Raw genomic sequence first — 13,722 nt, 5'->3', positions numbered from 1 at the left:
GGAAGACCACTACTGATTTCGTAGGTAACCCTCAGCCTCGGCGGGTGGGGGCACGGCCGCTATGGCGCCACCCGGCCCGGCAGGGGGCCCGTCGGGCCCGGCCACCAGCAGCTCTCCCGCCGCGGCACGGTGCTCACCGGCCGCCCCGGGGTCCCCGAGCCGCTCCAGCACGTCCGCGAGCCGCAGCAGCACCGCGGCACGCATGCGGTCGTCGCCCGCCTGCCGCGCGCACTCCACGGCCTCCCGGCAGGTCCGCAGCGCCTCCTGCGGGCGGCCGGCGTACTCCTGCACCCGGGCGATCTCGGTGAGGGCCCGGGCGTGGCCCGGCAGGTCCCGCAGTCGGCGGCACGCGGCCGCCGCCGCCCGCCAGTCGCGCAGCGCCTCGTTCCACTGCCCGGCGTAGGCGCGTACGGCGCCCAGCCGCCCGTACAGCCGGGCCTCGTCGGCGAGTTCACCGCGCGTCAGGCGCAGCTCCAGCGCCCGCCCGTACCAGTCGACGGCCCGCTGCCAGTCCCCGAGCTCGTGGTAGGAGGCGGCGATGGACTCCAGGGAGCGGCTGATCGCGTACGGGTCGCCCGCGTGACGCGCCGCGTCCAGGGCCTCCCGGTAGCGGCCCAGGGCGGCGGGGACCCGGCCGGCCCGGGCGTCCAGGTCGCCCAGGTTCAGCAGGGCGGCCGCCTTCTCCAGCGGCATCTCGCAGCGCTGCGCCACGTCCAGGACGAGCTGGTGGAGGCCATAGAGCTCCGGGCCCGCCTCCTCGGCGCCGAAATGGGCCGTCAGGGCCCGGGTCAGCGCGGACACCAGCCGCCGGGCGAGCGTGTCGAGGTGCCCGTCCTGCACGGCGAGCCGGGCGGCCGCCAGCAGCGCCGGCAGCCGGCAGCGCAGCCACTCGGCGGCCGTCTGCGGCGAGGCGAACCGCAGGGGTCTGGGCAGCTCCGCCAGCCGCTTGCGGGTCAGCGGGTCGTCGGTGCGGGTGGCGGCCCGGCACGAGTGCAGCTGACGGACCGTCCGCTCCAGCATCCGCGCCCGGGCCAGTTCGATCTCGGCCGGGCGCTCCTGGGCCTGCATCAGCTCCCGGAGCAGCGCCGTGAGGCAGCCCGGCACCCGGTACTGCGGAGCCAGCGAGCCCGGGGAGGGCTCGGCCCGCAGCAGGCCGCGGGCCTCGAAGTCCTCCAGGGCGCTCTGCGCGGCGGCCACCGAGCAGCCGGCCAGCGCGGAGGCGGTGTGGGCGTCGACGGCGCCGGCCGGGGCCAGCGCGAGCAGCCGCAGGATGCGGGCGGAGGGCGCGGGCAGCGCCTCGTGGGCGAGCCGGAAGGCCCGGGACAGCGAACGGCCCGCGACGTCGAGGCCCTCGCCGGGCGGCAGCTCCCGCAGCCGGGTGACCGCGTCGACCACGGACAGCTTGGACATGGCCGCCAGCCAGCCGCCCACCAGGACGAGTGCGGCGGGCTGCCCGCCGCACTCCTCGACCACCGCCTGCGCGGCGGCCGGGTCGCACGTGATGCGCGTGGGGCCCGCGAAGCGCTCCAGGAGATCGACGGCGGAGGCCGTGTCGAGGCCGCCCAGGGTGCAGGGCCGCACGTCGGGCACGCCGGTCAGCGGGCCCCGCGAGACGGCCACCACCAGGCACTCGGACTTGTCCGGCAGCAGCGGGTCCACCTGCTCGGCGCCCGCGGCGTCGTCGAGCACCAGCAGCGCCCGGCGGCCGCGCAGGGCGGCGCGCACCGCCTGCGTCAGCTCGTCCTCCTCCGCCCCCGGAGGGACGGGCTCGCCGAGCGCGGCGAGCAGCGCGCGGGCGGTCCGCTCGGTGGGGACGGGAGAGCCGTCGGTCTCGGTGAGCCGGGCGCGCAGCACGCCGTCGGGATAGCGCCCGGCGAGCTGCCCGGCGAGCTCCTCGGCCAGGGCCGTACGGCCGGAGCCGGGCCGCCCGGCGATCAGCAGGACCCGGCCGCGCCCGCTCTTGCGGCCGGCGAGGGTGTCCAGGCCCGCGCGCACGATGTCGGCGCGCAGCTCCTCCAGCTCCCGGCGGCGCCCGACGAACCCTGGCAGCGCGAAGGCCGCCGCGCGGGCCGGGGCGCTCGCCGCCGGGACGGACAGCCGCCGCCCCGGCGGCACCGCCGCCATCCCGCCGCCGGTCTCCACCGCCCGCTCCGCCACGGGGCACACTCCCGTCCACCTGCCACGCACGAGCCCGCCGCGGCCGCGGTCGAGCACGCGACGAGCCTAGTTCACGGCCCGACGCGCCCCGGTGAGTCCCGGCCGCCGCCGCAGAAGATCACCTATTCGGTTCTGATGCTCATCGGGAAAACCCGTGCCCTGCCACGGCGGGAGTCCGGCGGAATCCGCGGCGACCGTGGTCACCCCGGTCCGCGGAAAGAGGCGGCTACGCCTCGAAAGGCCGCGCCGGCCACGGCGCGTCCGCCGGGCGGAGGGCGTCCAGGCCGTCGCCGGCCAGTGCCGCCGTGAGCGAGAGGGCGCCGACGACCAGGCAGTTGTTGTGCAGCTCGCCCGCGAGGACGCCGCGCACCAGCTCCTGGAGCGGCACCCGGGCCAGCTCCATGTCGAGCTCCTCGTGCTCGACCTCGAAGCGCTCGCCCTCGACGTCGGAGATCTCGCGGGCCAGGAAGATCCGCACGGCCTCGTCGCAGCCGCCGGGGGTGGTGTAGACGTCGGTCAGCACCCGCCAGTCCTCGGCCTTGACGTGGGCCTCCTCGTACAGCTCGCGCTGGGCGGCGTGCAGCGGGTTCTCGCCGGGCACGTCGAGCAGGCCCGCGGGGATCTCCCACAGCTTCTGCCGGACGGGGTGGCGGTACTGGCTGAGGACCAGCACGCGGCCCTCCTCGTCCAGGGCGAGGACGGCGACGGAGCCCGGGTGCACCTGGTAGTCGCGCTTGACGACGGTTCCGTCGGGCATCTCCACCTCGTCCGTGCGGACGCTGGTCTTGTTGCCGGTGAACGGGGTCTGTGTGGCGGTGACCGGCCACTCGGCGGCGGTGTCCTTGATGCCCATGTGCGTCCTCCAGAAATGCGGAAACCGGGGTGAGGGCCTCCGTGCGGAAACCTTCACCCCGGTCAACCGTATAGGTCAGCCCTGCTGACGCTCGACGGCCGCCTTCACCAGGCCCGCGAAGAGCGGGTGGGGGCGGGTCGGGCGGGAGCGGAGCTCGGGGTGGGCCTGGGTGGCGACGAGGTAGGGGTGGACCTCGCGGGGGTACTCGACGTATTCGACGAGCTTGTTGTCGGGGGAGGTGCCCGAGAAGACCAGGCCGGCCTTCTCCAGTTCGGCGCGGTAGGAGTTGTTCACCTCGTAGCGGTGACGGTGGCGCTCCTCCACGTAGGGCTGGTCGTCGTAGACCTCGCGGACGATGGAGCCCTCGGCGAGCTTGGCCGGGTACATGCCCAGGCGCATCGTTCCGCCCATGTCGCCCTCGCCGGCGACGATGTCCAGCTGCTCGGCCATCGTGGAGATGACCGGGTTGGCGGTGGCCGGGTCGAACTCGGTGGAGTTCGCGCCCTCGATGCCGGCCAGGTTGCGGGCGGCCTCGATGACCACGCACTGCAGGCCCAGGCACAGGCCCAGCAGCGGCACCTTGTTCTCGCGGGCGTAGGTGATCGCGCCGACCTTGCCGTTCACGCCGCGGTCGCCGAAGCCGCCGGGGACGCAGATGGCGTCGACGTCACCGAGCGCGGCGGCGGCGCCGGCCGGGGTCTTGCAGTCGTCGGAGGCGACCCACTTGACCTTGACCTTGGCACGGTTGGCGAAGCCGCCCGCACGGATGGCCTCGGTCACCGACAGGTAGGCGTCGGGCAGGTCGATGTACTTGCCGACCAGCGCGACCGTGACCTCGTGGGAGGGGTTGTGGACGCGGTCCAGCAGGTCCTCCCACTGGGTCCAGTTCACGTCACGGAAAGGCAGGTCCAGCTTGCGCACCACATAGGCGTCCAGGCCCTCGGTGTGCAGGACCTTGGGGATGTCGTAGATCGACGGGGCGTCGATGGCCGCGACCACGGCAGCCTCGTCGACATCACACATCAGCGAGATCTTGCGCTTGATGGCCGTGGGCACCTCACGGTCGGCACGCAGCACGATCGCATCGGGCTGGATACCGATGTTGCGCAGCGCCGCCACCGAGTGCTGGGTCGGCTTGGTCTTCAGCTCACCCGACGGACCGATGTAGGGCAGGAGGGAGATGTGGACGACGAAGACGTTGTCCCGGCCGACCTCGTGACGGACCTGACGGACCGTCTCCAGGAACGGCAGCGACTCGATGTCACCCACCGTCCCGCCGACCTCGGTGATCACCACATCGACGTCGTCCGTCGCCATCCGGCGGATACGGTGCTTGATCTCGTTGGTGATGTGCGGGATGACCTGCACGGTGTCACCCAGGTACTCACCACGCCGCTCCTTGGCGATCACCGAGGAGTACACCTGGCCGGTGGTGACGTTCGCGCTGCCGTCGAGGTCGACGTCCAGGAAACGCTCGTAGTGACCGATGTCCAGGTCGGTCTCGGCACCGTCGTTGGTGACGAACACCTCACCGTGCTGGAAGGGGTTCATCGTGCCCGGGTCTACGTTGAGGTAGGGGTCGAGCTTCTGCATCGTGACCCGCAGTCCCCGGGCCTTGAGCAGCGCGCCCAGGCTGGAGGCGGTCAGTCCCTTGCCGAGCGAGGAGGCGACACCCCCCGTGACGAAGAGGTGCTTGGTCGTCGTGGGCTTAGCGGCAATGGCCAAAGGGGGGCTCCCGTGGTCGCGAGTGGAGGGTGCGTACCGGCGCCCACCCGGAGTTTTCGGGGGTGCCGTCGCTGCGGTTGGGGGGTCTTGCGCCCACCGGTCCACGGGGTACCAGGGTATCAGCGCCCCGGCCCGGCCGCGCCCGCCGACGCGTCCGGGCGCCCTGTGTGGCCCTGCGTGGCGGCCCTGTCACAGGCCACCCATTCGGCTCAGATTCGTCCTCCAACCGTCGCGCGTCGCACCAACTCGGCGTCGTATCCTGCTCGGACACATGCAGCGAGCCGGCCGGCACGGCATCATCCCGCCCTCCCCCAGCCACCTCCCCACAGCTACCGCTGGAGGTGCTCCCAAGGGAGACGCACCATTCCGGAACAGAGCTCGTCTAAAGATCGCTTGACCGCAAGAGGGACCCCTGCCGGGGTCATGTGGCGCCGTTCGACTGGAGATGACGTGGCCGGGCGTATCGAGGATTACGCACTCATCGGTGATATGCAGACCGCCGCCCTTGTCTGCCGGGACGGCACGGCCGACTGGCTGTGCCTGCCCCGATTCGATTCCCATGCCGCGTTCGCCGGTCTGCTCGGCACGGAGGAACACGGCTTCTGGCGGGTCGGCCCCGCGCACCCCTCGGGCGCGGCCCCGCCGCCCGCGGACCGCCGCCGGTACCGGGGGGACTCCCTCGTGCTCGAATCCGAGTGGGACACCCCGCGCGGCACGGTCCGCGTCATCGACTTCATGCCGCCGCGCGACGGCGCGCCCCAGCTGATCCGGATCGTGGAGGGCGTCAGCGGGCGGGTGCCGATGCGCTCCGCGCTGCGCATGCGCTTCTCCTACGGGCGGGTCGTGCCCTGGGTGCACAAGGTCGGCGACCGCACGGTGGCCGTCGCCGGCCCCGACTCGGTGTGGCTCGACACCACCGCCGACACCTTCGGCAAGGACCTCACCACGTACGCGGACTTCACCGTCTCCCCCGGTGAGCGCGTCGCCTTCACCATCAGCTGGCAGCCCTCGCACGGCGAGCCGCCCGCCCTGCCCGACCCCGAGGGCTCGCTGGAGGCCACGGAGGAGTTCTGGCGCGAGTGGGTCGAGCACTGTACGTACCACGGGCCCTACCGGGACGCCGTGGTCCGCTCGCTGATCACGCTGAAGGCCCTCACCTACGCGCCGACCGGCGGGATCGTGGCCGCGCCCACCACCTCCCTGCCGGAGGAGATCGGCGGCGTCCGCAACTGGGACTACCGCTACACCTGGCTGCGCGACGCGGCGATCACCCTCTCCTCCCTGCTGCGCACCGGCTACCGCGAGGAGGCCCGCGCCTGGCGCGAGTGGCTGCTGCGCGCGGTCGCCGGCGACCCGGAGAACCTGCAGATCATGTACGGCATCGCCGGCGAGCGCGAGCTGGGCGAGGCCGAGCTGCCGTGGCTGCCCGGCTACGAGAACTCCACGCCGGTCCGGGTCGGCAACGGCGCCGCCGACCAGCTCCAGCTGGACGTCTACGGCGAGGTCACCGAAGCCCTCCACCTGGCCCACATGACGGGCCTCGCCCGCAACGACTACGCCTCGCTGCTGCAGCTGCGCCTGATCGGCTACCTCGAGGACCACTGGAACGAGCCGGACGAGGGCATCTGGGAGGTGCGCGGCCCGCGCCGCCACTTCGTGCACTCCAAGGTGATGGCCTGGGTGGCCGTCGACCGCACCATCAAGCTCATCGAGTCCGGCGACGTGGACGGCCCCCTGGAGCGGTGGCGCGAGCTGCGCGACGACATCCACAGGGACGTGTGCGAGAAGGGTTACGACAAGGAGCGCAACACCTTCACCCAGTCCTACGGGTCGAAGGAGCTGGACGCCTCCCTGCTGCTCATCCCGCAGATGGGCTTCCTGCCGCCCGACGACAAGCGCGTGATCGGCACGATCGAGGCGATCCAGCGCGAGCTGTCGACGCCGGACGGCTTCGTGCTGCGCTACCCCACCGCGGGCGAGGAGGCCGGGGTGGACGGCCTGGAGGGCGACGAGGGCGCCTTCCTCGCCTGCTCCTTCTGGCTCGCGGACGACCTGGCCATGATCGGCCGGGTCGACGAGGCGCGGCAGCTGTTCGAAAAGCTGCTGGGGCTCCGCAACGACCTGGGTCTGCTGGCGGAGGAGTGGGACCCGCGGCTGCAGCGCCAGGTGGGGAACTTCCCGCAGGCGTTCAGCCACGTGCCGCTGATCGACACGGCGCTGCGCCTGACGGCGTCCAGCGCGTTCGGGGGTTAGGGGCGGCCTTCGAGGTTCGCCCCTCGCACAGGCGGTCCGGCACCGCCGGTCTCCGCCGCAGTGGCTGATCGCCGCTGCGGCGGACAAAGCCGGGCTCTACGCCCGGAGCCGAGCCGAACGCACTGGTCAGCGCTTCCGCAACCCGAAGTACAGCGCGCACGCACTGACCGGCAGGACCAGAACGGCCGCGGCGGCGTTCAGGCCGCCGTAGCCGCTCACGGCGACGAACGCCCCGGAGAGCGCTCCTCCCGCCGCCCCCACGAGCCCCATCAGCATGTCGGAAGCCCCCTGCACCTCGGCCCGGTGCCCGGCGTCCACCGATTCGCTCAGCAGCGTGGACGCCGCGACCGTCGCGCACGACCACCCGACGCCCAGCAGGAACAGCCCGGCCGTGACGGCCCACCGCCGGTCCCCGGCCGTGCCCGCGAGGAGCGTCGCGGCCACGTAGACGACCTGCCCGGCCAGGATTACCGGTACCCTGCCGAACCGATCCGCCGCCCGGCCCACCAGAGGCGAGAACGCGTACATGCCTGCGATGTGCAGGCTGATGGTGAAGCCGACGACGCTCAGTGATGCCCCGTGGTGAGCGAGGTGCACAGGCGTCATCGTCATCACCGACACCATCACGGCATGGCCCAGCACCAGGGCGATCAGCCCGGTCAGCGCCGAGGGTGATGCGGCCACGTGTCGCAGGGCGCCGCTCATTCGGGTAAGGAAGCGGGCGCCTCGCTCGGTCGTTTCGCCCGGGTTCAGCCGGGCCGCGAGCAGCATCGGGTCCGGGCGCAGCCAGGTGTGGATGAGGGCCCAGCCGAGGAGGTAGGCCACGCCGGAGAAGACGAAGGCGCCCGCCTCCTCGGGCAGCCCCGGGGCCCGGGCGAGGGCGGCGCCCGGACCGGTCAGGTTGGGGCCGAGGACGGCGCCGACCGTCACCGACCAGACGACCAGGGAGAGGGCGCGGGCCCGCCCGCCGGCCTCCGCGAGGTCGGTCGCCGCGAACCGGGACTGGAGGTTGGCGGCCGTCCCGGCGCCGACGAGGAGGAGGCCCAGGAACGCGAGCGGCACCCAGCCGAGCGGGGCGGCCACCAGTACGACCAGCGAACCCGCGGCGGCGATCAGCGCGCCGGTGCCGAGCCCGGCGCGGCGGCCGCGGGAGCGGGAGAGCGCCGCCAGGGGGACGGACAGCGCCGCGGCGCCGAGGGTGACCAGGGTGGTGGCGAAGCCGGAGGCCGCCTGGGACCCGGTGAGCCGCTCCACGAGCAGGCTCCCGGACGAGATCACGGCCCCCATGCCGACCCCGATGAAGATCTGGGCGGCCATGAGGACGTTGACCGTACGGCGCTGGACGGCGGCGCGGTCGGGCAGGACGGCGTCCTGGCCCGGCTCCGGGGACAAGGGGGATAAGCCGGAGGGGGCGGACTCGGGGCTCTCGGGCACGGCGGTCATGCGGGACAGCGTAGGTGCGGCGCGGGGCGGTGCATACGGCGTCCGCCGTGCGCCGACCGGCGGCGCCCCCGCAGCAAGGCCGTATCTGACAACCAGGCCGGACGGCCGTTAGGTTCCGGGCATGGAACACACCCCGCAGGGCACCATCACCGTGGCACGGGCCATCGCGCTGCCCACCCTGCGCAAGGGACTCCCCGAGGTGCTCGCGGCGGGCGACCGGCTCGACCGGCCGGTCCGCTGGGTGCACGCGGGCGAGGCCCCGAACATCGCCGCGCTGCTCAAGGGCGGCGAGCTGCTGCTGACCACCGGCCTGGGGCTGGGCAGCCGCCCCGCCGAGCAGCGCGCCTTCGTGCGCGGGCTGGCCGAGCGGGACATCGCGGCGCTGGTGGTCGAGCTGGGCGCGCGCTTCACGACGCTGCCGGCCGCGGTGGTGGACACGGCCCGCTCGTGCGGGCTGCCGCTGGTGCAGCTGCACCGGGAGGTGCCGTTCGTCGCGGTGACGGAGGAGATCCACACCGAGCTCGTCAACGAGCACTACGCGCTGCTGCGGCGCGCCGAGGAGGTGCACCGGCGGTGCACGGAGGTGCTGCTGGGCGGCGGCGGGGTGCCGGAGGTGCTGCGGCTGTTCGCGGGCTTCGCGGGCAACCCCGTGTTCCTGGGGACTCCGGACGGCCGGCTGCTGTACGCGGCGGGGCCGGAGGGCGCCGCCGGCGGGTCGGATCCGCTGCAGGTGTGGGAGGGGCTGCGGTCGGCGGGGATGGCCGGGGCGGTCGTCACCGACATTCCCGGGACCGGTCCCGGGCCGGGTGCGGTACGGGCCCGGCTGACCGTCCTGCCGGTGGACGCCCCGCTGGCGCCCGTGCACCGGATCGCCGCGGACCGTACGGCCGGGCTGCTCGCGGTCGTCCTGCTGCAGGCCCGCCAGGAGGAGGAGCTGGCCGCGCGCGGGCGCGGCGACTTCCTCTCCGACCTCGCCGAGGAGCGGGTGTCCGCGGCCGACGCGCCCGCGCAGGCCCGGGTGCTGGGCTTCAAGCCGGGGCCGGGCCCGCTGCTGCCGCTCGTGATGCGCCCGGCCACCGATCTGGCGCCGGCGGACTGCCGGGCCGCGCTGGCCTGCGCGGTGCAGGAGGAGCTGGCCGGGGTGGGAGTTCCGGTGCTGCTGGGCGTCCGGATGCCGGAGGGGCGGGTGCCGCTGCTGGTGGGCCTGCGCGACGCGGCGGAGCGGACGGCGGTGGCCGGGCGGGTGGCCGCGGCGCTGCGGGCGGGCGCGGAGCGGGCCGGTTTCCCGGCGCCCGTGGTGGTGGCCGGGGCCCCGGCGACGTGGGAGACGGCCGGGGCGGGCCTGCGGCACGCGGCGGAGGCGGCGACGGCGGCCCAGGGGCTGCCGGACCGGCCCTGGCACGACGTGCGCCGGCTCGACGTCGACGTCCTGCTGTGGCGGCTGCGCTCCCAGGGCGATCTGGCGGCGTTCGTCGACCGCGTGCTCGGCCCGCTGATCGCGCACGACGCCGCCTCCCGGCCGGCGCTGCTGCCCACCCTGACCGCGTACCTCGCCCACGCGGGCCGCAAGGCGGAGACCGCGCGCGAGCTGCACCTCAACCGCCAGACGCTCTACGACCGGCTGGCACGGATCGGCCGGCTCCTGGGCGCGGACCTGGAGGACCCGGAGACGGTGCTGTCCCTGAGCCTCGCACTGCGTGCGCGGCGTCATACGGAATGGATTTGACCTGCACAGACGCACCGGGCTCTACTCGAACGGTGACCGGAATGAAGAAGAATGCGGCAGTCGGCGCCGTCGCGGCGGACCGCGAGGACCTGCGGGCGGACTGCGGCAGCTGCTTCGCGCTGTGCTGCGTCGCGCTGCCGTTCGTCGCCTCGGCGGACTTCGCCGTGACCAAGGACGCGGGCAAGCCGTGCGGCAACATCCAGCAGGACTTCCGCTGCGGCATCCACACCAAGCTGCGGCAGAAGGGCTTCTCCGGCTGCACCGTCTACGACTGCCAGGGTGCGGGGCAGAAGGTCTCCCAGGTCACCTTCGGCGGCCGGGACTGGCGGCAGGACCCCGGGACCGCCCGGCAGATGTTCGCCGTCTACCCGGTCATGCGGCAGCTGCACGAGCTGCTCTGGTACCTGGCCGAGGCCCTGACCCTGCCCGCCGCCCGGCGGCTCCACGCCGAGGTCCGGCGCGTGCACGACGCCGTCGAGCGCCTGACCCACGAGAGCCCCGAGGCGATCCTGGAGGTGGACGTGGCGGCGCGCCGGATGGAGGTCGGCGAGCTGCTGCAGCGCACCAGCGAGCTCGTACGGGCACAGGTCCCCGGCAAGAAGAAGAACCGGCGCGGGGCCGACCTGATGGGGGCCCGGCTGCACGGCGCCGACCTGCGGGGCGCCAACCTGCGCGGCGCGTACCTGATCGCCGCGGACCTCGGCGGCGCGGACCTGCGGACCGCCGACCTCCTCGGGGCCGACCTGCGCGACGCCAACCTCGCCGGGGCCGACCTGACCGGGAGCGTCTTCCTCACCCAGGCCCAGCTCAACGCGGCGCGGGGCGATGCGAGCACGAAGCTGCCGGCGGCGCTGAGCCGGCCGGCGCACTGGGGCCCGGCCGCCTGAGACGCTGCGCCTGAAACACTGCGCCTGAAACGTTCCGCCTGCGAGAGGACGGGGCGGGCTATCCGCCTGCGGCCAGCTCGTCGTAGACGCTGAGGACGTGGGCGACCGTGTCGTCCTCCGTGGGCCAGGTGGCCGCCTGGGCGCGGCCGGCCGTGGTCAGCTCGGCGCGGCGGGCCGGATCGGCCAGCAGGCGGGCCACCGCCCCGGCGAGGGCGGCGGAGTCGCCGTAGGGGACGAGCTCGGCCGCATCGCCGACCAGGTCGGGAACGCCGCCGACGGCCGTGGCCACCAGGGGGACGCCCGCGTGCAGCGCCTCCTGGGCGAGCAGGGAGCGGGCCTCCCAGCGGCTGGGCAGGATCGCGAGGTCGGCCGTGGCGAGCAGCTCGGGGACGTCGTCGCGGCGGCCCACCAGGCGGACCGGGAGGTTCTCCTCCTCGATGCGGCGCTGCAGCAGCGGCCGCTCGGGGCCCTCGCCCGCCACGATCAGCAGCGGCTCGGGGTCCAGCTCGCGCCAGACGCGGGCCGCGTCCAGCAGGACGCCGAGGCCCCGTCCCGTCTCCAGGCGGCCGACGGTGACCAGCAACGGGCGGGCCACCGCGCCCAGTTCGGCACGGGTCTTGTCGCGCGGCTCGTCGTCGTCCGGCGCCTGGCGCGGGGCGGGCACGGCCACCGGGGCCAGGCGGGCGTCGCGCGCGCCGCGCAGCCGGGCCCGGTCGACCAGCTCGGAGGTCACCCCGAGGACGACGGCCGCGGCGCGGGCCGCGCGCCGCTCCATCAGCCGCAGGAACCGGCCGCGAGCGCCCTCCACGTGGCACGTGGTGTGCCAGGTGACCACGAGGGGGGTGGTGCGGCCGCGCAGCGCCAGGGCGGCGAGGACCGCGGAGCGCAGGCCGTGCGCGTGGACCACGTCGGCTCCGGCGCTGGCCGCGCGGATGCCGGCCACCGCCAGGGCGTCCGGCCTGGCCCACAGCGGGGCGAAGGCCGCACCCGCGGACGTGAACGCGTACCCCTCGCCCGTCTGCTGCGGCGCACAGACCGTCACCTGCAGCCCGCGGGCCACCAGCCCGGCCGCCAGGGAGCGCACGTGCGCGCCGCTGCCGGCTCCCCCGCTGCCCAGCACTTGCACCGCGTGCAGGGGCGGCCGCCCGTGGGGCGCGGGTGTACTGCTCACGCGGGGAGAACTCCTGATTCGGCGTCGGCATCGGAGAGGCGTACGGCGCAGTGCTGCCGCCCAGGATGCCAGCGTCCGCCGACATCACGGGACCACCGTCTCGCGGGTTGAGCGCCCTACCGCGCCCGCGCATCCGCGGATTCACTCACATAGGTGATTTCTCGCGTCCATCGCCAGGGCCGTGCCCACCAGTGCGGCGGCGTGCAGGGCAAGCCCGGCACGGCCGTTGCCTGCCACGACGGCGAGCCCCAGACCCGCCCCGAGCGCGTGGGCGCCGGTGTCGCCGAGCATGGTCCGCTCGGCGAGATCGTCCGCGATCAGCGCGGCCGCCGCGCCCATCGGAACGGCCGCGACGGCCGCGACGCCGCGGCGGGCGAGGCCCGGCGCGGAGAGCGCCAGGACGGCCCCGGCGGCCCTTCCCGGCCGTACGTCCAGCAGGTTGACGAGGTGGGCGGAGCCGGCGATCACCACCGCGGCGAGCGCCTTGTCGAGCGGCCGCTCCTTGACGGCCGCGCCCGCCACGACGGCCGCCGCCCCGACCCCGAAGAGCTTCACGGCCCCGCTGGTCACCTCGCCCCGCCGCAGGGCGCCCAGGTGCGCCCGGAACCCCCGCCGGGGATCCCCGGCGCCCGCGAAGTCGTCGTAGGCCCCGCAGGCCCCGGCCGCAAGCACGGCCAGCGCTCCGGCCGCCCGCGCCCTCGGCGGCAGAGCGGGCGTGACGGCCAGGGCGAGCGCGGTGCCGGCGGCTGCGGCGGGGCCGGCGTACAGGTCGACCGTGCGGCCGGCGTGATTGCGCCGCTGCCAGCGCGCACCTTGGCGCCACCGCGCCCCTTCATAAACCCCTCGCGCCACGACCGCCCCACAGAGCGCCGCCTTCCCCACCACCCCAACCCGGATCATGCCCCGACCCTACGAGCCACGGCCTTCTACACCACCGACGGGTGCCACCCCGGCCGAGCCCGGCACCGCCGGACCACGCCGTGGGGGTTACCCACCACGGCGGCGCAAACAAGTGGCCGACGCCCGACCGAAAGCTCCCCGGCACCACCCCGGCCCGGCACCGCCGGACCACACCATGGAGGTTGCCCACCACAGCGGCGGAAACAAGTGGCCACTGCCCAACCGATGAAGAACCGGCCCCGGCATTCACCTCCCGCCGCAACGGCGATCAGCCACAACACCGCAGCCCGGCGGTGCCGGACCCAGCTCACTCAGAGCGGTCGACGACGCACCACGCGGCCCAGCCCGGCACCGCCGGACCACTCCGTGGGAGTTACCCACCACGGCGGCGGAAACAAGTGGCCGGCGCCCAGCCGGCGAAGGATCGACTCCGGCACTCGTATCCCGCCGCAACGGCGATCAGCCACGACGAGGCGGCCCGGCGGTGCCGGACCGGCCTGCGGCGTCGGCGGCGTCGGCAGACGTTCCGGCAACGGACACCCGACCGCCGCGGTCACCCTGACCCCGCCGCGACGGTGGTCAACCACAGCGAGGCCGCCCGGCGAAC

9 protein-coding genes are annotated in these 13,722 nt (G+C 74.6%); 3 read left to right on the top strand and 6 right to left on the bottom strand.

Going from position 1 to position 13,722, the window contains the following annotated elements; translation table 11 throughout:
• Window positions 1-9: 9 nt before the first annotated feature.
• From AS857_RS22305 to AS857_RS22295, 3 genes are all read right to left on the bottom strand, one after another.
• The gene (locus AS857_RS22305) at window positions 10-2,124 is read right to left on the bottom strand and encodes a tetratricopeptide repeat protein (protein WP_079110824.1); all 2,115 of its coding nucleotides are present in this window, start codon (window positions 2,122-2,124) and stop codon (window positions 10-12) included.
• 259 nt (window positions 2,125-2,383) lie between these two features.
• Entirely contained in the window at window positions 2,384-3,010 is a 627-nt protein-coding gene (locus AS857_RS22300) for an NUDIX domain-containing protein (RefSeq protein ID WP_058045051.1), read from the bottom strand.
• A 75-nt stretch (window positions 3,011-3,085) separates the two neighbouring features.
• Window positions 3,086-4,735: a CTP synthase gene (locus tag AS857_RS22295; protein ID WP_058045050.1), complete on the bottom strand. Its 1,650-nt coding sequence runs from the start codon at window positions 4,733-4,735 to the stop codon at window positions 3,086-3,088.
• A 450-nt stretch (window positions 4,736-5,185) separates the two neighbouring features.
• Between AS857_RS22295 and AS857_RS22290 the strand changes: the two genes are divergently transcribed.
• Complete coding sequence (locus AS857_RS22290) at window positions 5,186-6,988, top strand: glycoside hydrolase family 15 protein (protein ID WP_079110564.1); 1,803 nt, start codon at window positions 5,186-5,188, stop codon at window positions 6,986-6,988.
• Between the two features lie 126 nt (window positions 6,989-7,114).
• Here AS857_RS22290 and AS857_RS22285 read toward each other — a convergent pair whose 3' ends face one another.
• Window positions 7,115-8,431 carry an MFS transporter gene (locus tag AS857_RS22285; RefSeq protein WP_079110563.1) on the bottom strand — a complete coding sequence of 439 codons (1,317 nt, stop codon included), beginning with the start codon at window positions 8,429-8,431 and terminating at the stop codon, window positions 7,115-7,117.
• Between the two features lie 121 nt (window positions 8,432-8,552).
• On the opposite strand from AS857_RS22285, the gene AS857_RS22280 reads away from it, so the two are divergent.
• The gene (locus AS857_RS22280; protein ID WP_058045047.1) at window positions 8,553-10,157 is read left to right on the top strand and encodes a PucR family transcriptional regulator; all 1,605 of its coding nucleotides are present in this window, start codon (window positions 8,553-8,555) and stop codon (window positions 10,155-10,157) included.
• 41 nt (window positions 10,158-10,198) lie between these two features.
• On the top strand, window positions 10,199-11,044 hold the full coding sequence (locus tag AS857_RS22275; RefSeq protein WP_058045046.1) for a pentapeptide repeat-containing protein: 846 nt from the start codon (window positions 10,199-10,201) through the stop codon (window positions 11,042-11,044).
• 58 nt (window positions 11,045-11,102) lie between these two features.
• Here AS857_RS22275 and AS857_RS22270 read toward each other — a convergent pair whose 3' ends face one another.
• Together AS857_RS22270 and AS857_RS22265 are read right to left on the bottom strand one after the other, a co-directional pair.
• A complete protein-coding gene (locus AS857_RS22270) occupies window positions 11,103-12,215 on the bottom strand; it encodes a glycosyltransferase family 4 protein (RefSeq protein ID WP_058045045.1) in 1,113 nt (370 codons plus the stop codon).
• A 141-nt stretch (window positions 12,216-12,356) separates the two neighbouring features.
• Window positions 12,357-13,115 carry a hypothetical protein gene (locus AS857_RS22265; RefSeq protein ID WP_058045044.1) on the bottom strand — a complete coding sequence of 253 codons (759 nt, stop codon included), beginning with the start codon at window positions 13,113-13,115 and terminating at the stop codon, window positions 12,357-12,359.
• Window positions 13,116-13,722 lie beyond the last annotated feature (607 nt).

Source organism: Streptomyces roseifaciens, assembly GCF_001445655.1.
GTDB lineage: Bacteria > Actinomycetota > Actinomycetes > Streptomycetales > Streptomycetaceae > Streptomyces > Streptomyces aureoversilis.
This window is presented reverse-complemented; position numbering and strand designations above follow the sequence as displayed.